The organism is Nocardioides sp. NBC_00368 (assembly GCF_036090055.1).
Lineage (GTDB): Bacteria > Actinomycetota > Actinomycetes > Propionibacteriales > Nocardioidaceae > Nocardioides.
Genome location: NZ_CP107970.1, coordinates 5395685 through 5415645 on the forward strand (window position 1 = coordinate 5395685; position 19961 = coordinate 5415645).

Genomic DNA, 19961 nt, shown 5'->3' on the forward strand with positions numbered 1-19961 from the left:
GTAGTCCGTGGCTCGCATGCCGCCCTGGCGGGGAGGAGGAGGTACCGGGCGCGACCCCGATCGCGATCCGCATTGCGCTCTTCCACCAAATGACCCTGACCGGCATGACCGAGCTCGACCTCTCCTACTCGACGCCGAGCGCGCCACCCCCGGGTCTGATCACATCCCGGTGCCGCGCGACCCCAGGACCTGTCGGCTCAGCCACTGAACAACAGGTACAAGCCGCCGACTGTGTAGGTGATCATCACGACCAGCAGGCCGAGCTGTCCGGTGACCTGGTGGGTTCTCGGAAGAAGCTTGACGGCGCGATCGTGGGCGGCGATGACACCGAGGACATGGCCGGTCACCACGGCGAGGACCTTGATGACGGCGATCGTCGTAGGTTGGCTGGAGAGGAAGTAGACCGGGGTCCAATCGGCTGTGCCGAGCAGGTTCGAGCCGTTGAGCATCGGGTCGCTCAGCTGGATCAGAACCTGTTGGCCGTACTCGAGCAGGAGCGTCATGTAGTGCGCGACGACGTAGCCGACGATGATAGGCGCGACGGAGTGGGCAAAGAGCGCTGGCAGCTGAGCTCGCCTTAGACCTGGACCGACGGCGGTGGCAATGGTCCCGGCGGTGAAGGTGACGCCCACGAAGACGCAGAAGGCCAGCAGTACCAAGGTGCCGAGGACGGTGGCGTCAATGACCGTGGTCTGGGTGATGCGTGCCCACGTCGGAGAGCGGCTGAAGCTGTCATACGCGGTCGACCCGAGCAGCACCGCCACGACGGCGACGCGGCTCGGGCTGGCGTCGAGGCCGTCCAGGTGGTTGAGCGGCCATTGCCAGATGCGGTTGCCGTCGGCGTCTCGCCCCAACGGTGACAGTTGGCCGATGAGGGTCGAGTAGGCCTCGAACGGATCCGCGCGCTCGAACCAACGCTCCCCGAAGATGACGGCGCCGAGGACGAGGGTGACCACGTAGACCGTGAACCATCCGCGAATGGGCGTGATGTAGGTGGAGTTGGGTGCGGCCAACTCGAGCCAGGCGAAGGCGAACAGCCCGATCGTGGCAGGCCAGTAACCGGCGAAACGAGGGAGCGGGATCAGTCCGCCACGAAGGGCCGGGCCGCCCAGGGCCGTGATGCCTGCATAGACCGTGCGCAGCGGGCTGATCGCCTTCCAGGCGGGTCCGAACAGGAGTGATACCGGCACAAGTCCGACCCAGACGAACACGTAGACGATCCCGAAGACCGGGTTGGAAGCAAGGTCCGGTCCGGCGACGAGCGCCCAGACGAAGTAGCCGAAGGCGATCATGCCGAGAGTGCGTGCTGCTCCCTCGGCCCAACGGGAATCGAGGGCGATCGCGAGCCACGTCGGCAGCCGACGGCCCTTGCTTGCGTCAAGGCGCGGGCGGCGCCAAGCAAGAATGAGGATCACGAACGAAGCCGCCAGCGCGATCCCGGACCCGGTGATGGCATAGCTGGCCGGGATAGGAAGGTCCTGTGCGCCCCCGATGCCGTGAGCGGGAAAGAGGGTGTACATCGGTGTCAGCGCGCTTCGATTTGCACGATCAACGCATCGGACTCGTGCTCCTCCACTTCGACCACGCCCGGCTTGTCGATGGTGACCTGGATCGTGGTCGTGCCCTCGGAGAACTCGGGGGTCTGCTCCGGACTGGAGTGGACGTGGAGGCCGCCGGCCCGATCGGAGGTGACGACAAAGGTCACCGGTTCGCCGACCTTGGCCTGAATCCGGGTGCCCTTAGGAGTCACAGACTTTCCGGAGATGGACACCTCGACGACTGGCCCTTCGGGTTCCTGCTGCACCGGGCTGGAGGAGGAACGCGCTGGCGAGGCGGCCTGATCACCCGTGGACGGGGACGAGGACTGTGCAGGCGTGGGTGTCGTGGCCGGGGCTGTGCCGCCACCGCCGCATCCTGCGAGCAGCATCACGACCGCTCCCGCGCCAGCTACCGCCAGTGCCTTCTTCACAGCAGATCCCTTTCGTCAGCGGGGCCATCACCCCGTCTCCTACAACAAGTAGTAGGAGGGTAAAGGTGGGTGCTGAGAGTTCTCCAAACATGCGGCACCCGCAGCGCACGGCGACGGAGCGTCTCCTATCATGAGTAGTAGGAGGTGTGCCGTTGACACCCGTGGAGCTGACCTGTCCCGACTGCCAGGTGACACTTGTGGCAGACAGCGTGGTTGAGCTGGCCGACGTGGTCGGTAAGCACGAGCTCAGCATCCACGAGCGACAGGCCGTGCGCCAGCATGTGCTGTCCAGGATCGGGGCGCAGAACCGATGAGTGTTGCGGCGTAAGAGTGAGGGAGAATCACCGGTATGCGTCAGTTCGGGCATCTAGAAGCCAAGGTGATGGACCGGTTGTGGTCGGCGGATCGGCCGCTGACGGTTCGCGAGGTTCATGCGCTTCTGCCTACCGATCGGCAGCGGGCGTACACGACGGTGATGACGGTGATGGACAAGCTCTTCCGCAAGGGCGTCCTCGAGCGAGAGCTTGACGGCAAGGCCTATCGCTATCGTCCGGTGGCGTCGCGTGCGGAGCACACTGCCACGGCCATGGAGGAACTGCTCAGCACGAGTGGTACGCCGCGGTCGACATTGCTTCACTTCGTCGGTCAGCTCAGCGCCGAGGAGGCCCAGGAGCTGCGCGAGGCACTAGACGCCGTCGCCGTCGATCCTGTGGACCGATCGACCGGGGAGGGACGGTCGTGATCGCCGTCGTCGTGCTGATCGTGGTTGCCGCCACCGCCGGAACCCTGGGCGCCACGATGCTCTCGCGCGCCGGGTGGGTGAGGCGAGCGCCGGTCATCGGGTTGGTCGTGTGGCAGTCGGTGTCGGTGACCATCCTGGCCTCGGTGCTCCTGGCGGCCGCGCTGGTTGCGTTGCCGCCGCCCGTATTCTCGGCGGCATCTGGCTGGCTCGGGACCTGTCTGGGCCTGCTCGAGGGGCACTATGCTGCGCCGTTCGGCTGGATCGGGCGCGTGACGGGCGCGGTGATCGGGTGTGTCGTCCTGGCTCGAGCGGTGGGTTGCACGATGTTGGAGGCCCGCGCAGCGGGCGTTGCGCGTCGGGTCACGCGCGGGCGGCTCGCCCTGCTTGCGGCCCCGAGATCTGATGGCGTGCTGCTCCTCGAGGACGATCGTCCAGCGGCTTACTGCGTACCTGGCCGCCGACCGGTGGTCGTCCTCACCACGGGTGCCGAGCGACTCTTGCGTCCTGAGCAGAGGATCGCGGTGCTGACCCATGAACGGGCGCATCTTCGGGCGAGGCACCACTGGGCGGTGTTGTGGGCATCGGGGCTGAACCGTGCCTTCGGGTTCGTTCCCGCGTTCGCGCACGGCGCCCGAGAGGTGGAGTTGCTGGTCGAGATGCATGCCGATGACGCGGCCGCACGAGCTAGCGGTCGTCAGAGTCTGGCTGAGGCGCTGGTCAGGATGGCCTCGGGCCCGGCGCCCACCGCGACGCTTGCCGCCCACGGTGCAGACGCAGTGACCCGCGTTCGGAGGCTGCTTGGTCGGCCCGAGCGGCTGGGCGCCGGCGCGCGGGTGGCGCTGACCGGGCTCGCGGCCGCGCTGCTGCTCGGTCCGGTGCTGATCGGGCTGCTCCCGGCGATCGAGTCGACCCTGCGGGAGCACTGCGCACCGTATGAGCATGCTTGTGACGTGCCGGGACGTTCAGACGTCGCGCTGCCCTGATCCTGTGTCGGATCCGTCGGGGGACCGGTCCGCCAGCGCTTGCAGTCGAGCGTTGTACGCGGCCCGCGCTGCATCTCCGTCCCGTTCAGCTCGCCTGTCGAGACGACGGGCCTCACGGCCGTCGGCGCGGACCCAGGCGGCAACGAGCGCTGCTGCCAGAAGTGCGAGTGGGAGGTCACCCATGGCCCAGCCCAGGGACGCGCCCAGATATTGGTCCTGCGCGAGGGTGTCGCCCCAGGTGCGCCCCAGCCCGCCGTACCACTCTTGAGCCAAGATCTTGCGGCTGGACATCAACGAGATCGAGAAGAAGGCGTGGAACGCGAAGGTCGCCATCACCAGCAGGACCCGCAGCGGATAGGGCGGTCGGCGGGGCCCCGGATCCTCGCCGCACACGACGTTGGCGAGCAGGTAGCCGCTGAGCAGGAAGTGCGCGGTCATCAGCAGATGTCCGGTGTGTGTACTCAGGGCAAGCTCGAAGAGCCCGGAGTAGTAGAAGGTGGGCAGACTGATGATGAAGAGGCCGGCCGCCACCAGTGGATGCCCGAGCAGGCCGACGGGCCACGAGTGCACGATGACGAGGAGCCACTCCCGGGCGCCGCGGGAGCCGTCCGTACGTCGTCGAAGTACACGCAGCGCCAGGGTCACCGGGCTGCCGAGCACCAAGAGGATCGGAACCAGCGTGGCGATGGTCATGTGTTGAACCATGTGCATGCTGAACAACACCTCGCCGTAGGTTCCTGGGGGCCCACTGGTCGCCCACAGCAGAACCAGGCAACCGAGGAGCCATAGCACCGTGCGGCCTCGTGACCAGACGACGCCGCGCTGATGGAGTCGGCGCACACCGAGCAGATAGAGCACGGCCGCGAGCACGGCGACAGGGCCCCAGAACGTGTCCAGGCGCCATTCGGTGATCCATCGTTGGGCCGTCAGCTCGGGCGGCATGGGCTGCCCGAGGATCGCCTCGGCCGGAGTCGCCGCGGGTTCTGTGCCGGAGCCCGATGGAGGCGCGGAGCGGCCCAAAGCGACCCCGGTACCGATCGCGACGCCCATCAGGGCAAGCTCTCCAACGGCGAGGCGTGCGAAACGGCCCCCGGTGAAGGATGCCGGGGTCGAGGCCAGCAGGCGCCGTCGATGCCACCAGCCGATCCCCAGGCATGCACCTAGCACCGCTGCCTTGATGGCGAGCAAGGCTCCATACGTGCTGAGGAGGTCGGCGACGGCAGGCACCCGGATGCCGGCAGCGAGCACTCCCGACAGGCCTACCAGCGCTGCACACCAGCCGGCGAGGCGAGAGAATCCCGAGATCACGGACGTCGTGCGGGCAGCGGCGCCGGCAACCAGGAGAGCGGCCAGGGTGCCGACCCAGATCGTGACCGGGACCAGGTGCAGAAACTGCAGGTTCACTCCGAGATCGTGGTCGGAGTCTCCTGCGGCGTGCCCGGTCAGGGCGAGTGGCCACAGGGCAGCCAGGGCCAGCAACGTGCTGAATCCGATGCCGGTCACGCTGCGCACCAGGGCCGCGGTGGTCGTCGCGGCCGCAGCGAGGACGAGGCTGGCCGCAAGTGCCTTGCCGTAGTCGATCTGGGTGATGAAGAACCACACTGGCGCCCACCCTCCGGACCACGGTGAGACCCCTGAGACATCAGCCTGTACGAAGATGATCTCGATGGCTCCCGCAACGACCCAGGTGGAGCCGGCGGCAGCGGCTACGACCTGGCTCCTGCGCTGTGCAGCCCCAAGGAGGCGCCGGCCCGCTCCTGGCAGCAGCACCGCCGCCAACACCAGGCTGCCGATCGTCACCGTTGCGGCGACATCGCGCACGACGCGAGCGACGGGCAGACCCCACCGAGTGAGGGCGCCGGGGTCGGGGAGGCCTGATGTCGGAGACGCGACCGCGCCGGTGAGCGACAACAGGGCGACGGTCACCAGGACAGGAGTGGTCAGCAGACCGATGAGGAGAGCTCTCCTGGTCACTCCTGACCGTCCTTGCGACGACGCAGCAGGACGACCGGCATCGCGATCAAGGGCACGAGCAGGACGGCGAGGAACACGATACGGCCGGCGGTGGTTCCTGGTGCCTCCTTGGCGGCGTCGGTGCCCGAGGACCGATTACCGCTCGATGGCCGCGGTTCGTCCGTCATCGAAGCTGACGCAGTCGGCGAGGCACTGGGCGAGGCGTCTCCCGGGTTCGTCGCTGGGCGAGCCGCGACGGTGAACTTGACGGTTCCGGTGACCGGATGACCATCGGTTGAGACGACGCGAAAGCTGAGTGTCCACGGGACCGCGTCGCCACCGGCGCCCGACGTGGCTGTCGCAGGCACGGCCGCGACCAGCTGGGTTCCTTCGGCTGTGGGGGAGGACAGCGAGGTGGCGGGCGTCTCCGGGGCGGAGAGGGTCAGCGTTGCGTACTCCGCGCTGATGGCCTCGTTGAAGGTGAGCCGCACCTGGGTCGGCATGGCCGACAGTTGCGCGCCGGCCGCCGGGTTCGACGCGACCACCGCGGTGTGCGCCTCGGCGGGAGCAACCGAGCCGAGGAGGGCGACCGCCCCGACCATGGCGGCCGCAACGAGCGTTGCGAGGTGTCGCGGACGCGTGGGATGGGGCATCGGAGTCTCCTTCGACTGGTGCGCTCGTTCGTCTAATGCTCTCGCTGGGTTCGGCCGCCACGGTCGGCGCGACCCAGGCGCGTACGATGCAAAGTAGTAGTGGCGACTGGGAAGTTCCTGAGAGCTGCGCCGGCATCCGAGAATCGCCGGCTGGCGAGACTTGACATGGCGTGCGCGACTGGCGATAACATCGCCGAATGGCGATCATTAATGTCGAAGGGGTTGGCGCTCCGCCGATCGACGAGCGTTCCGCTGGCGTTGCCGCAGCCTGCTTGTTCCGCGGGATGAGTGATCCCTCGCGCGTAGCGATCCTGCGGCACCTGCTCCTGGGGGAGCACCGCGTGGCGGATCTGACCCAACACCTCGGATTGGCCCAGTCCACGGTCTCGAAGCACCTGGCCTGCCTTCGCGACTGCGGGCTGGTCGAGTCCCGGTCGGTCGGACGGTCGTCGGTGTACTCGCTGACGCATCGCGACGCGGTGCTCAAGGTGTTCGCGGCCGCAGAAGAGCTTCTGGCTGCCACTGGAGACGCCGTCGTGTTGTGTCCGGTCAACGGTGAGGAGGCGGCACAGTGACCACCGATCTTCCCGCCCCGGTCTTCACTGGAGACCAAGCAAGGCGCAAGCGGCTGGGCCGCCGTGCTCAACTGTTGGCCGCCGCGTCCGTGAGCTACAACGTGATCGAGGCAGTCATCGCGATCAGTGCCGGGCTGATCGCCGGGTCTGTCGCGCTGGTCGGATTCGGCCTGGACTCGATCGTGGAGGTCAGCAGTGGCCTGATCATCTTGTGGCAGTTCCGGCATCCGCTTCCGGAGTCTCGCGAGCGGCAGGCGTTGCGCCTGATGGCGTTGTCCTTCTTCGCACTCGCCGGCTACGTGACGTTCGAGTCCGTCCGCGCGCTGCTGAGTGGTGATGCACCGGAAAGCTCGCCGGTCGGGATCGCTCTGGCTGTGGCCTCGCTTGTGATCATGCCGTTCCTGTCCTGGGCGCAGCGGCGCACGGGGCGAGCGCTCGGGTCGAACGCCGTTGTCGCGGACTCCACGCAGACCTTGCTGTGCACCTACCTGTCGGCGGTCCTCCTTGCGGGCCTGCTTCTCAATGCTGCGCTCGGATGGGCGTGGGCCGACCCGATCGCGGGTCTCGTCATCGCCGCCGTCGCGGTGCGGGAAGGACTCGAGGCGTGGCGTGGAGAGGGATGCGCGTGCGGACCTGATCTGCCGGCCGACCTCGACACCGCCTCCGGCGGCTGCGCTGACGGATGCTGCAACGACGAGGGGAGGCTCTGATGGGCGGCCACGGACACGGACACGGACATGCGCCCGCCGCCGGGCATGCCGGTTCCCGCTACCGCGTGAGGTTGACGGCGGCGTTTGGCCTGGTCGCCGCATTCTTCCTGGTCGAGCTGGTCGCGGGATTGCTCTCCGGGTCTCTCGCCCTCGTCTCCGATGCCGGCCACATGGCCGCGGATGTGGTCGCTCTGGGGGCTGCGCTCGTCGCCACCAGGATCGCCACCAGGCCAGACACGACCGGCCGCAGGACGTACGGCTCCTACCGCGCTGAGGTGTTCGCCTCCGGCCTCACCGTCTTGATCATGCTCGGCGTGTCCGCCTACGTCGTCGCCGAGTCGGTCGCCCGGATCGGGGAGTCGCCGGAGCCGGCATCGGGCACGATGCTGGTCGTTGGTGTCATCGGCCTGGCGGTGAACGTCGTCTCGATGCTCCTGCTCCGCTCCGGTTCGACCGAGTCGCTCAACGTCAAGGGCGCCTACTACGAAGTCGTTGCCGATGCTGCCGGCAGCGTTGGGGTCATCCTGGCCGCGATCCTGGTCGCGGCAACCGGAAACGGCCTGTGGGACACCGCCGTGGCTCTGGCGATCGGCATCTTCGTGGCCGTACGTGCTGTCGTGCTCGGCCGCGAGGTCCTCGCCGTTCTCGGCCAGCACGTGCCCGACGGCGTCAGTCTGGACGAGGTCGTCACCGGTCTGGAGGCCATCGACGGCGTGAGCGAGGTCCACGATCTGCACATCTGGACCCTCACCTCCGGCATGAATGTGGCCACTGCCCATTTGGTCACCAGCGCAGGCGTGTCGCCCGATGACGTGCTGACTCGGGCCCAAGCGCTGCTCGCCACGGAGCACCGGATCGAGCACGCGACGTTGCAGGTCGAGCAGGCGCCGACGGCGCAGTGTCACGAGGTCAACTGGTAGGGACTCGTGCCGGCCAGGCGGGTCGGTACAGCCTTGCCGGTCATCGTGCACGCGAGAGCCGTTGCGAGATGGGTTTCCATGATCACCAAGGTGCAGGCACGGGGACGCTATCTCGCCGAGAACTCCCAATGCCATGGTTCCGGTTTCGACCCGTCGCTGCGTGCCCACTGGGGGTTGTCCCAGCCCAGGTCGGGACCGTTGCGCCGCAGCCACGCGTGAGTAGCTGACGAGTAGGACTCGGCACCGCCGCAGAGGTCCAGCGCGATCCCCCAGCCGTGGCGGCTCGTGCCGGGGTCTGCTGCCAGGTCCGGCTTGGCTTCGAACACCTGCTCCTGCGCTTCGATACTCCGGTAGGAGTCGGTCACGCAGATGCCTTCGCCGAACTCAGAACGGTAGCGGTCGTCGAGCCGCGACCAGGCCTCGGCGGCATCGGGGTGAAGAGCGTGGGAGCTGCCGACCGGGAGCTCGCACAGCTCTCCCGCCGGCAGGCTTCCGTTGGGATGAGAGGTGGCCTGGTCCGAGGCAGTGCAGGACCGGAGCCATGCCGGATCACCATCCCGCTTGGGCTTGGTCCTCGTGCTCGGGGCGCCTCGCGTGACCGGCTTGCGACGATCTGTCGCTGCGTTCGGGGATGCCTCCACGGCTTCGGTCGGTCGGGCGCTTGCCGGAGCCTGTGCTCCGGAATCGGTGACTGCAGCGCGTTCGTCCTGAGTGACCGCAGACGCCACGGTGAAGGCAGCCGCGGTGGCTACCACCGCTCCGGCCGCAAGCCCAGAGGGCCCGAGCGAGCCCGGCGATCGCCGCTCGCCGCTCCATCGTCGTCGCGACAGCCTTTCGGCACGGTGTCGTCCCTGGGGTCGTCGACTCATGTTCCTCACGTGGTTGTCTTTGCGGCACCCCATGGCTCCCTGTCTCCCGCATGAACGCGAGCGATTGGCCAGCTCTCGGGGCGGCCCCACAATCTACTATTCGACATCGGAGACCGTCGAACCCGAGTGGCAGACCACGGAAACTCTCATAAAGACCACAGGGAACTCTCATAGAGAACGTAACGCTCCCGGACGGGATCTCTTGACCAGTGCCGGTGTTGCCCTCCCCCACGGATGCACGAGACCAGACACCTACTATCCTACTAAGTAGGCTAGTACGAACAGTCCTGGCGACCTCAAGAACGAGGGGACAGGACCGTGCGAAGGGGATCCATGCTTGAGCAGAATGACAAGGGCTCGACAAGTCGAGGCCGGCTCCTCGCCGTGGTGGCGGTGGCCTTGGTCGTTGCGTTCGGCGCAGTCATCGGAGCGGCCATGTTCCTCCGAGATGGCCCCGGCCAGAGCTCGGCCGCTTCCCCGGGTGGTGACTCTGTCGAGGAGTACAGAGCCGGCGACCGCAGACCGGTCGGGAGTATCCGAGGTGGGCTTCTCGACGGTGGCACTTTCTCCAGCGCCGAGGTGAGCGGAGTCGTCGTATACAACGTGTGGGGCTCATGGTGCGCGCCGTGTCGTACCGAGGCGCCGGTACTACGTCGGCTCTCGACGGAGTTTGCGACATCGGGTGTCAGGTTCATCGGCATCAATGTTCGTGACAATGATCAGGCGGCCCGCGCTTTCGAACGCACCTATGACATCGCTTACCCGAGTATCACCACCGCATCGGCGCCCGATGCCCTCCTCGCGTTCGGTAGCGCGTTTCCACCACGCGCCGTTCCGAGCACATTCGTCGTCGACGCAGAGGGCAGGCTCGCTGCTCGGATCCTGGGCCCGGCCAAGTACTCGACTCTCAAGGCATTGGTCACGCGAACGCTGGAGGCATCGGGGCCCACGTCGTGATGCGCTCACCTGAGTTCGGCCCGGGGAGGGTGCAGTCATCCCGGCCTGAGGAAGCGCGCATCTCTTGGGGGTGGGGTCGCTGGGCTTGGAGGAAGCTGACTGCGATGCGTACCGCAGTCATTCTGCTCGCGCTGCTCGCCCTAGCGGCGATCCCCGGCTCGTTGTTGCCTCAGCGCGGTGTAGCCAGCGACCCCTTCGCGGTGACTCAGTACCAGCGAGACCACCCCGACTTGGCGCCTTGGCTCGACAGGTTCGGCATGTTCGAGGTCTATGCGTCGCCATGGTTCGCGGCGATATACATCCTGCTGCTGGTCTCGATGACGGGCTGTGTCCTACCTCGCACCCGCCAGTTGTGGCGATCCGCACGAAGTAGCCCACCCGCGGCTCCGCGCAACCTGGCCCGCCTGCACGGGCACCGAAGCTGGTCCAGCCGCCTCGACGCCGAGGAGTTGCTCGACACCGCAGCACGGCACCTGCGCCGTCGGGGCTTTCGAGTGGTCATGGACGCCGATCAAGTGCGAGCCGAGAAGGGCTACCTTCGGGAAGTGGGGAACTTGATGTTCCATCTTTCACTGCTCGTCCTCCTCTTTGGCGTCGCCGCAGGCAAATTGCTTGGGTATGAGGGCCGGGTCGCGGTCATCGAAGGATCATCGTTCACCAACGTCCGTGCCCTCTACGACGGCTTCGCTCGCTCACCTTGGACCGACGTTGACGACCTCGAACCGTTCACGCTCCGGCTCGAGGACTTCATGGCAACGTACGAATTGACGGGACCAAAGGCCGGAGAACCCAGGGACTTCAAGGCGAACATCTCCTACCGCACATCCGACAGCAGTCCCGAGCGTCAAACGACAGTCTCGCCGAATCAACCCCTCGTTGTTCGCGGCACGAAGGTGTTTCTGACCGGTCACGGCTACGCGCCCAAGGTCACGGTCCGCGACGGAACCGGTGCGGTGGTCTTCACAGGTCCGGTGATCTTCCTGCCCAAGGACTCCGCACTCGCCTCCGACGGAGTCGTGAAGGCTCCCGACGCGCGCCCCGTACAGATCGCGTTCCAGGGAACCTTCCTGCCCACCGCTGCGATCGACGAGTCAGGGCCGTACTCGGCCTTCCCGAAAGCCATCGACCCCCAGCTCTTCCTGACCGCATTCACCGGTGACCTCGGTCTCGGCGACGGCACCCCGCAATCAGTGTTCACCTTGGACAAGTCGGGTCTGAGCCAGGTCCAAACGGACGACAAACCCTTCAGCCAAGCACTCTCGCCCGGCGAGACGATGAGCCTCCCCGATGGCAACGGCAGCCTCACCTTCGACGGTCTCGCGCAGTTCGCCAACTTCCAGATCGCCTACGACCCCGGCAAGGAGGTTTCTCTCGTTGCTGCCGTCCTCCTGCTGGTCGGACTCACCATGTCGCTGGCGATCCCAAGGCGACGCCTGTGGGTCCGCGTCACGAACACGGATGACGGGAATCACATCGAGCTCGCCTCACTCCCTCTGGCAAGGCGCGAGGCACCGGTATCCGAGTCAAGAGACCTGATCGCCGCCCTGGACGGACCCACCACCAAATCCCCCGAGGACGATGGCACATGAACACACAGACCTTTGCCGAACTCTCCGACTCGATGATCTACTCGGCCATCGCCATCTATGGGCTTGCGCTGCTTGCCTATGCCGCTGAGAGCGCAGGACGTGTCGCGACCAGCGGGCCCAGAGTCCGGCAGAGCAACCGTCTGGTCCTGATCGGAGCTGTGGGGACCTCGCTAACTGTGCTGGCTTTCCTGCTCAATGTCGGGGGCGTCGCCACGAGGGCTCTGGCGACTCAACGCGCGCCATGGGGCAACATGTACGAGTTCGTCATCGTGGCCGCCCTTGCCTCCGGCGGCGCCTATCTGATTTTTCTGCGTCGGCAGCCGGTCCGGACGCTCGGGGTGTGGGTCGTCGCGGTCCTGCTGCTGGCATTGGGGCTCGCCGTCACCGTGCTGTACACACCCGCCGGCTCGCTGGTTCCGGTGCTCAACTCGTACTGGCTCGTCATTCACGTAGCGGCCGCGATCACGGCCAGCGGAATCTTCACGGTGGGGTTCGTCGCGGCAGCACTCTTCTTGGTGCGAATCCGCTCCGACAAACGCCAAGGTGTCGATGCCGCTCCATCTCGGCGGTACGCCGCCACCCTTCCGGCCGCGGAGATCCTCGAGCGAGTCGCCCACGGGGCAGCGATGTTCGCATTCCCGATCTGGACGTTCGCGGTGATTGCGGGCGCGATCTGGGCGGAGAACTCCTGGGGACGCTACTGGGGATGGGACCCGAAGGAGACCTGGGCATTCATCACCTGGGTGCTCTACGCTGCCTACCTGCACGCCCAGTCAACCGTCGGCTGGCGCGGAGCCCGAGCCTCCTGGTTCGCGATCGCCGGCTACCTGGCGCTCCTGTTCAACCTGTTCGGCGTGAACCTGTGGATCACCGGTCTCCATTCCTACGCAGGCGTGTAGAGGTTCGCGGCGCTGGCAACGTCTGACGATCTGATGGTGCCCCTGGTCGAGACGCCGTGAACTGGGTGCTGTCCGCGGTCGCGTCCAGCCCGAGGGCGAATCGACTACCGGCCATTTACTACGATCCATCATCGTAGATTCCACTGAGACGAGAGTTGTGCCTGTGACCATCCAGTTGAAAGTCGCGATGCTGATCGCCGCAGCCTTCGTGATCGGCATCGGAGGCCTCCTGTTCTCGACAGGCCGTGACGACGAACCTGCAACGGGCGACTCATCGAAGACCGCGAACGGTGCGCCTGATCCACGCCTCGTACGTCCCGACAGCCACGTTCTCGGGGAACGGGGAACCAGTGACGTGGTGCTGGTCGAGTTCTTGGACTTCGAGTGCGAGGCCTGTCGTGCCGCCTATCCGATCGTCGAGGAGCTTCGCGAGGAGTACGCCGGCGAGGTGACCTTCGTGACCCGGTACTACCCGCTACCTGGGCACTTCAACTCCACCCGCGCCGCGCGGGCCGTGGAGTCGGCAGCGAGACAGGGCAAGTACGAGCAGATGTACCAGCGGATGTTCGAGACCCAGTCTGCGTGGGGTGAGCAGCAGAAACCGATGGATGCGCTGTTTCGCAAGTACGCTGCGGAGCTCGGGCTGGACATGAAGCGGTTCGACGCCGACTACTCGTCCAAGGATGTCGCTGATCGCGTTCAACGCGATGTCGACGACGGCACCGAGCTCGGGGTCCAGGGAACCCCGACGTTCTACCTTGACGGCGAGCTGTTCGAGCCAGCCGCTGCGGAGGACTTCAACACGGCTCTCGACGCTGCACTGGGCAAGTGATGGCCACCACGCGAGCGTCCGGCAGCGATAGGGCCCGTGATGGCGTTCCTGTCACTTCGCTGCCGATCTCTGACAAGGCCCTTGCGTGGCTGCTGCTCATCGCCGGCCTGGTCGGCCTAGCTGCAGCATTCGTGCTGGCGGTAGAGAAGTTCACGCTGCTACGCAACCCGGACTACCTGCCCACCTGCAGCATCAACCCGGTGCTCAGCTGCGGATCGGTGATGTCTGCCGATCAGGCCGAGGCGTTCGGGTTCCCCAACCCACTCATCGGGGTGGCCGCCTTCCCTGTCGTCGCAATGACAGGCGCTGCGCTCCTTGCTGGTGCCGAACTCAAGCGTTGGTATTGGATCGGCCTTCAAGTCGGCGCAACGTTCGGCATGGCCTTCGTGGGATGGCTCATCTTCCAGAGTCTCTACCGGATCGGCGCGTTGTGCCCGTACTGCATGGTGGTGTGGGCCGTGATGGGGGCCGTGTTCTGGTATGTCACTCTCCGAAACGCCGGCGCGGGGATGTTCGGCGCCAGGGTCGGCCGTAGTGCCGTGGTGCGATGGTCTGCACGCTGGCATCTCGTGGTGGTGACCACGGCGGCCGTGCTGGTGCTGACGTTGATCGCACATCGGTTCTGGTACTACTGGTCGACCTTGGCGTAAGCCCGCCGGTCACATTGCAGACGGCGTCGTAAGCCCTGGTTCGCCACCGCCGGATCATCGCCGGACGACGCATCTACTATGAGCGATAGGATTTCATGGGAGACGCTCGCGGATCGAGGACGGACATGCGTGGACTAGGGCAACTTGAGGCCACCGTCATGGGCGTGATGTGGGAGGTCAGAGAGCCTGTCACGGTGCGCGCGGTGGTGGAGAGACTGCAGCAGAGCCGCGAGATTGCGTATACGACGGTGATGACCGTGATGGACAATCTCCATTCGAAGGGCTTCTTGACGCGCGGGCGTGCAGGTCGGGCCTACGTCTACCAGGCTGCGCGACCACGAGAGGAGCACGAGGCGGAGCTGATGGAGGAGGTGCTGGCCGGAAGTGCTGACAGGAGCGCGACGTTGTTGCATTTCGTCGAGAAGATCACGCCTGACGAGCTGGCGCAGCTGAGGGCACTCCTGGCGGACAAGCCGTGACAGCCAGCATCATCTTGCTCAGTCTCGCCTTGGCACTCGGCGGGCTGGGGCCGCGACTGATCGACCGAGTCATGCGACCGGAGTCTGCTCCGATGTCGGGCGTGCTTGCCTGGCAGACGACCTCGGCAGCGGTGCTGCTGTCGTTCGGAATGGGTGCAGCGCTGTTATGCCGCCATATCTGGACGAGTGCATCAGGCCTGGAGCTCCTCGGTCGTTGCGCGGAGCTGCTGACCCATGCACGCACGGCGGAGCCGGTCACTCTCGCTGGGCTGTTGGGGATCACGGTTCTTCTCGTTGGCGCGATGCGAGTGCTCTGGTGCGGCTTCCGGCACGCTCGGAGGATCGGCCGCGACCGCCGTGCGCAGCGACTGAGGCTGGCGATGCTGGCGGTCCCGCACGAGTCTGAACCTGACGTCCGAGTGATCGACCAGGGCCCAGCGACGGTGTTCTGCCTTCCTCACTGGGCTCGTGGTGACGTGTACGTCACCAATGCAGCGCTCGAGGTCTTGTCGCGTGCCGAATTGGCGGCGGTGCTCGAGCATGAGCGCGCTCACCTGCGCGGGCGGCATGCGCTGGTGGTCTCTGCTGCGACGGTGCTAGGGACGGCGTTTCCGTTCGTGCCTCTGTTCCGTGCGGCGGCGAACGCTGTTCCGGGCCTGGTTGAGATGGCAGCGGACGATGCCGCGGTTCGCCATACGGACCGACACGTCGTGGCGGGCGCCCTGCTGTGTCTGGCAGAGGCAGCTACCCCGGCAACGGCATTCGGTGCGGGTGGCAGCACGGTCATCCGCCGGGTGCGTCGCCTGGTCGATCCAGACCCCAGGTCGGGAGGGTTCCGGGTTGTTCTCGTGACGGCCGTGGCGCTGGCCGTACTGCTCGGCCCGATCGCGGTGGGGACGCTTGCTCCGGCTGCTGCATGCCCCTTCGCGATGCCCTGACAAGCGCCAACGGTCTTGGCGCTGGGTTAGTCGCCGTGCTCGGGATAGATCAGAGTCCGGGTGACGAGGTGATTGGGTGCGGCGAGCACTTCCTGCACGATGCGGTCGTGGTGATCGAGCGTGAGTTGCACGTAGGTTGCTTCTGCCGGATATCCGAGGGCGAGCGTGTTGTCGTCGAGGCGGATGACCACCGGAGCGACCCCTGAACCGAACGGCCCTGTGCCGAGGTACTCCCGACCGGTCAACGGAATCGCGGATCGCCCGGCAGCGCCGATGCTCGTGTCGCTGGTGACCTGCTCGTGGACCACCACACGGGGTTCGCGCTCCGTCGCAGCCACAGCCTTCTTGAGCAGGTCGGGAGCAGGTCGAGCCGGCCAGGGGACGAGGAGCGCGGCGGTACCGCCGTCGAACTCCTCGTCGTCGACATAGAGGGTGACGGTGCTGGATCCCGGGCTCCAGTCGATCGGTGTGACGAAGCATCCTTCACCGCACTCGCGAAAGCGCAGTTTCACTGGCGCCTGCCGTGGTGGTGTGACGTTGCCCGACAGCGTGTAGCGATTGCTCCCCGTGTCCGCGGAAGTGGCTGCCGTATCCGGCGTGACGAGCCGGATCACGAGTTGGCCTTGGCTTGCTGTGGCTCCGATTCCGATCCAGCCGGCCCGGGTGCCCAGTGCCACGACCTCACCTGAGGGTGGGGGAGGAAACGGTAGCGGCGCGTCCTCCGGAGTCGGTGGAGCAAGCGCGGTGAGTGCTGAGGAGGCCACGAGCACGCCCGCGAGGGCCCCGATCTCAAGGTGGGCAGCCACCGAAGGCTGCCGGGCACCTCGGCGTAGGAACCAGCGGGCTGCGAGTGCGAGCGCGACGGCCACGAGAACGAGTCCGAGCTTGGCGGCGAGCCAGCGGCCGTACGAGGTATCGGTGAGCATGGGGACGATGTCGCCCAGAGGGACGAGCGGCGCGGCCGCGAGCGTGCCCGCGACCAGCACGGCTACGACGACCCAGAGCGCAGGTCGGGCATAGGTGACGAAGGCATCGCGAGCACCCGGCCCGCCCCGGCGTAGAGCAACCCGGACGGTGTGGACCAGCGCTCCGAGCCACACCGCTGCGGCAAGTAGGTGAAGGCTGAGGAACACCGCACCCCAGCCCGGGAGCTCCGCCTGGGGATGAGCTCGCAGGCCTTCGAGGATCGCGATACCGACCGTCCCTGCGATCAGCACCGTGCGGCGACGGGAGGCCAGCACGACGAGGGCCAGGGCCACCTCGCCTGCGGCGAGCCGTCCCGGGGCGGAGTCGACCAGCACGCCGACCCGGGTGACCCCGCTCGAAAGCGATCCGCCGCCGGCTTGGACGAGCGCCAGGCCGACGGCTCCTAGGAGGGCGAGACCCCCGCCGGTGCGGAGCAGCGGGCGGGGGTCGTCGGGCTCGCTCGTACGCCGCGCCAGGTGCTCTCCGACCAATCCGCCCAGCAGCAGGGCGAGGCCGGCGAACAGCAGCCATCGGAGCACCCCTGTGGGAGTGGCACCTGGTGTTTGTGGCGTCTGTGGACCCAGAGTGAGCCCGGCGCTGGAGCCGACCGCGAACCGGAACTCGGCGGCCATCGAGTCGCCATCACGCGCGGTGACTGCCCAGGCCACCTCGTACTCGCCTGGCTCGAGGCGCGACAGCAACGGCACCGACAGGACTCGGTCGCCGCGGCTGAGCCTCACCGCTCCTACCGGGGCTGCCCCGTCCGGGCCTGTGATGGTGAGCGCGCTGCCTGCGGGGGCGACGGCCTGATCGAAGACCAGCTGGATCTGCCGCGGCGAGGTGGGGACTGCACCGTTGGCGGTGGGTGTGGTGAAGAGGAGGGTCGCGTGCGCCTGCGCTGGTGAGGGGAGGCTCAGCAGCACGATGCAGACGGCGGCCAGTACCACCAGCGATCGGATCACCGTGCGTGGAGGGGTTTGAAGCGGCGAAGCCGGAGGCTGTTGCTGACCACGAACACCGAGGAGCTCGCCATGGCGGCGCCGGCGATGAGTGGGTTGAGCAGACCGAATGCAGCTAGGGGTAGGGCGGCCACGTTGTAGAAGAACGCCCAGAACAGGTTGCCCTTGATGGTGCCCAAGGTCTTGCGGGCCAGCCTGATGGCGTCGACGGCGCCCCGCAGATCACCCTTGACCAGGGTCAGGTCGGCAGCGGCGATGGCGGCGTCGGTGCCGGTGCCCATGGCGAGGCCGAGGTCGGCCTGCGCGAGCGCGGCCGCGTCGTTGACGCCATCGCCGACCATGGCGACGACCTTACCGTCGGCTTGGAGTTTCTTGATGACGTCGACCTTGTCCTCGGGGTGGACTTCGGCGATGACATGCGCGATGTCGACCTGGGCAGCGATGTGCTGTGCGGCCGCCTCGTTGTCGCCGGTGAGGAGGATCGGCGTCAGGCCGAGCCTCTTCAAGTCGACGACGGCGCCCGCGCTGGTGGGCCGGAGCGCGTCCGCGACCACCAGCGCCGCCCGCGCCTGTCCGCTCCAGGCAGCGAGCACGACCGTGTGACCGGCCGCCTCGGCATTGCGCTGTGCAGAAACCAGAGCGTCAGGGATCGCCAGACCCAACGTGGCAAGCCATGTTGCCCGACCGGCGAACACCTCGTTGCCGTCCACGACGCCGCTGACGCCCCGACCCGCATGGTTGTGGAAGTCCGAGACAGGTCGAGGGTCGCTGAGTGTTTCGGCAATGGCGCGGGCAATGGGATGTTCGCTCGCATGCTCGATCGCACCTGCCAACTGCAGGGCCTCTTCCCGGTCCGTCCCCTCGTCGGTGATGACCTCGAGAAGCCGCATCCGGCCCTCGGTGACAGTACCGGTCTTGTCCAGGACGATGGTGTCCACACGTCGGGTGGACTCCAGCACCTCGGGTCCACGGATCAGTAGACCGAGGTGGGCACCACGGCCGGTGCCGACCATCAGCGCAGTCGGGGTGGCCAGGCCCAGTGCACAGGGGCAGGCGATGATGAGGACGGCGACAGCCGCCGTGATCGCTGCGGTGGCAGTGTGACCGAGACCGATCCAGAGCCCGAAGGTGCCGGCCGCGATGACCAGGACGGCGGGTACGAAGACTGCTGACACCCGGTCAGCGAGCCGTTGGGCATGGGCCTTGCCGGTCTGCGCCTGCTCGACGAGGCGGGCGATCTGAGCCAACTTGGTGTCGCTGCCGACCCGAGTTGCTCGTACGACGAGTCGACCCCCTGCGTTGACGGTAGCTCCTGTGACGGTGTCGCCCGGGGCGACTTCGACTGGGACCGCCTCGCCGGTGAGCAGTGACTCGTCCACCGCGGAGGCGCCGTCGACGACCTCGCCGTCGGTGGCGATCTTCTCGCCGGGGCGTACGACGAACTCCGTGCCGATCGTGAGATGGTCGACGGGGATACGCACCTCGACGCCGTCTCGCAAGACTGCGACGTCCTTCGCCCCGAGGTCCAGCAGGGCACGGATCGCCTCGCCGGCGCGGCGTCTCGCTCGCGCCTCGAAGTAGCGGCCGGCGAGGATGAACGCCGTCAGGGCGGCAGCGACCTCGAGGTAGATCTCCGGAGTGCGGCCGAGCTCGCCGGACCGCGGCATCAGGGAGAACTCCATGTGCATGCCCGACTCGCCGGCACCTCCGAAGAACAGCGCGTAGACACTCCACCCCCAAGCGGCCAGCACACCGATCGAGACCAACGTGTCCATCGTGGCCGCACCGTGCCGAGCGTTGACGGCGGCAGCACGGTGGAAGGGCCATGCACCCCACAGGGCGACCGGTGAGGCGAGCGCAAACGCGAGCCACTGCCAGAACTGGAACTGCGCCGGCGGCACCATCGACAGCACCACCACCGGTAGGGACAGCACGGCAGACAGGATCAGCCGATCCCGCAGGGAACGGATGCGCCGCGCCTCGGCCGCCTCTGCCGACGCCTCACCAGATCCGTGCTCTGGTCTCGGGAGTGCGGCGCCGTATCCGGCGGTCGCGACGGTCGCAACCAGCTCGTCGGGCAACACGCTGCCTGGGAACGTGACGTGCGCGGAGGCCGTGGCGAAGTTGACCGTCGCGAGGACGCCGGGCATCTTGTTGAGCTTCCGCTCGATTCGGGTCGCGCAGGATGCGCAGGTCATCCCGGTGATCGTGAGGTCCACGGTGCCGCCTGTGGCGGGCCCTGCGGACAGCGAGGTGTCGGTCATGGCGTCCTTTCTACTATCTGACATAGTAGTAGCACTGTCGCGAACGAACGGAGA

At 67.0% G+C, this 19961-nt stretch carries 19 protein-coding genes; 12 read left to right on the forward strand and 7 right to left on the reverse strand.

Going from position 1 to position 19961, the window contains the following annotated elements; all coding sequences use genetic code 11:
* Window positions 1-197: 197 nt before the first annotated feature.
* Window positions 198-1520, reverse strand: coding sequence for a hypothetical protein (locus tag OG984_RS25840; RefSeq protein ID WP_141779336.1), 1323 nt, complete (start codon window positions 1518-1520; stop codon window positions 198-200).
* Window positions 1521-1525: 5 nt separating this feature from the next.
* Complete coding sequence (locus OG984_RS25845) at window positions 1526-1969, reverse strand: hypothetical protein (protein WP_141779337.1); 444 nt, start codon at window positions 1967-1969, stop codon at window positions 1526-1528.
* 349 nt (window positions 1970-2318) lie between these two features.
* Here OG984_RS25845 and OG984_RS25850 point away from each other — a divergent pair, with 349 nt between their 5' ends.
* Both OG984_RS25850 and OG984_RS25855 read left to right on the forward strand, forming a co-directional pair.
* The gene (locus OG984_RS25850) at window positions 2319-2711 is read left to right on the forward strand and encodes a BlaI/MecI/CopY family transcriptional regulator (protein ID WP_141779338.1); all 393 of its coding nucleotides are present in this window, start codon (window positions 2319-2321) and stop codon (window positions 2709-2711) included.
* Window positions 2708-3694, forward strand: coding sequence for a M56 family metallopeptidase (locus OG984_RS25855; RefSeq protein WP_141779339.1), 987 nt, complete (start codon window positions 2708-2710; stop codon window positions 3692-3694). The genes OG984_RS25850 and OG984_RS25855 overlap by 4 nt, the downstream gene beginning before the upstream one ends.
* Here OG984_RS25855 and OG984_RS25860 read toward each other — a convergent pair.
* Window positions 3674-5668, reverse strand: coding sequence for a bifunctional copper resistance protein CopD/cytochrome c oxidase assembly protein (locus OG984_RS25860; RefSeq protein WP_211352326.1), 1995 nt, complete (start codon window positions 5666-5668; stop codon window positions 3674-3676). The genes OG984_RS25855 and OG984_RS25860 overlap by 21 nt on opposite strands.
* Window positions 5665-6300, reverse strand: coding sequence for a copper resistance CopC family protein (locus OG984_RS25865; protein ID WP_141779340.1), 636 nt, complete (start codon window positions 6298-6300; stop codon window positions 5665-5667). The genes OG984_RS25860 and OG984_RS25865 overlap by 4 nt, the downstream gene beginning before the upstream one ends.
* 197 nt (window positions 6301-6497) lie before the next feature.
* Between OG984_RS25865 and OG984_RS25870 the strand changes: the two genes are divergently transcribed.
* From OG984_RS25870 to OG984_RS25880, 3 genes are all read left to right on the forward strand, one after another.
* Complete coding sequence (locus tag OG984_RS25870) at window positions 6498-6875, forward strand: ArsR/SmtB family transcription factor (RefSeq protein ID WP_141779341.1); 378 nt, start codon at window positions 6498-6500, stop codon at window positions 6873-6875.
* Complete coding sequence (locus OG984_RS25875) at window positions 6872-7585, forward strand: cation diffusion facilitator family transporter (protein WP_141779342.1); 714 nt, start codon at window positions 6872-6874, stop codon at window positions 7583-7585. The genes OG984_RS25870 and OG984_RS25875 overlap by 4 nt, the downstream gene beginning before the upstream one ends.
* A 65-nt stretch (window positions 7586-7650) precedes the next feature.
* Window positions 7651-8505 carry a cation diffusion facilitator family transporter gene (locus OG984_RS25880; RefSeq protein WP_378899904.1) on the forward strand — a complete coding sequence of 285 codons (855 nt, stop codon included), beginning with the start codon at window positions 7651-7653 and terminating at the stop codon, window positions 8503-8505.
* A 107-nt stretch (window positions 8506-8612) separates the two neighbouring features.
* Here OG984_RS25880 and OG984_RS25885 read toward each other — a convergent pair whose 3' ends face one another.
* Window positions 8613-9146 (reverse strand): M15 family metallopeptidase, encoded by a 534-nt coding sequence (locus tag OG984_RS25885; protein ID WP_328528990.1) that lies wholly within the window; start codon window positions 9144-9146, stop codon window positions 8613-8615.
* A gap of 561 nt (window positions 9147-9707) precedes the next feature.
* Between OG984_RS25885 and OG984_RS25890 the strand changes: the two genes are divergently transcribed.
* From OG984_RS25890 to OG984_RS25920, 7 genes are all read left to right on the forward strand, one after another.
* Window positions 9708-10331, forward strand: a complete 624-nt coding sequence (locus OG984_RS25890) for a TlpA family protein disulfide reductase (protein WP_141779345.1) — start codon at window positions 9708-9710, stop codon at window positions 10329-10331.
* A 104-nt stretch (window positions 10332-10435) separates the two neighbouring features.
* Window positions 10436-11920 carry a cytochrome c biogenesis protein ResB gene (resB, locus tag OG984_RS25895; RefSeq protein WP_246087973.1) on the forward strand — a complete coding sequence of 495 codons (1485 nt, stop codon included), beginning with the start codon at window positions 10436-10438 and terminating at the stop codon, window positions 11918-11920.
* Window positions 11917-12819, forward strand: a complete 903-nt coding sequence (ccsB, locus tag OG984_RS25900) for a c-type cytochrome biogenesis protein CcsB (protein ID WP_141779347.1) — start codon at window positions 11917-11919, stop codon at window positions 12817-12819. Before resB ends, ccsB begins: the two co-directional genes overlap by 4 nt.
* 163 nt (window positions 12820-12982) lie before the next feature.
* On the forward strand, window positions 12983-13651 hold the full coding sequence (locus tag OG984_RS25905) for a DsbA family protein (protein ID WP_246087974.1): 669 nt from the start codon (window positions 12983-12985) through the stop codon (window positions 13649-13651).
* Entirely contained in the window at window positions 13651-14301 is a 651-nt protein-coding gene (locus OG984_RS25910) for a vitamin K epoxide reductase family protein (protein WP_141779348.1), read from the forward strand. The genes OG984_RS25905 and OG984_RS25910 overlap by 1 nt, the downstream gene beginning before the upstream one ends.
* Before the next feature lie 125 nt (window positions 14302-14426).
* The gene (locus OG984_RS25915) at window positions 14427-14780 is read left to right on the forward strand and encodes a BlaI/MecI/CopY family transcriptional regulator (RefSeq protein WP_141779349.1); all 354 of its coding nucleotides are present in this window, start codon (window positions 14427-14429) and stop codon (window positions 14778-14780) included.
* Window positions 14777-15718, forward strand: a complete 942-nt coding sequence (locus OG984_RS25920; RefSeq protein WP_141779350.1) for a M56 family metallopeptidase — start codon at window positions 14777-14779, stop codon at window positions 15716-15718. The genes OG984_RS25915 and OG984_RS25920 overlap by 4 nt, the downstream gene beginning before the upstream one ends.
* 26 nt (window positions 15719-15744) lie before the next feature.
* Here OG984_RS25920 and OG984_RS25925 read toward each other — a convergent pair whose 3' ends face one another.
* Window positions 15745-17646: a copper resistance CopC/CopD family protein gene (locus tag OG984_RS25925; RefSeq protein ID WP_328528991.1), complete on the reverse strand. Its 1902-nt coding sequence runs from the start codon at window positions 17644-17646 to the stop codon at window positions 15745-15747.
* Window positions 17643-19907: a heavy metal translocating P-type ATPase gene (locus OG984_RS25930; RefSeq protein ID WP_141779352.1), complete on the reverse strand. Its 2265-nt coding sequence runs from the start codon at window positions 19905-19907 to the stop codon at window positions 17643-17645. The genes OG984_RS25925 and OG984_RS25930 overlap by 4 nt, the downstream gene beginning before the upstream one ends.
* Window positions 19908-19961: the final 54 nt, after the last annotated feature.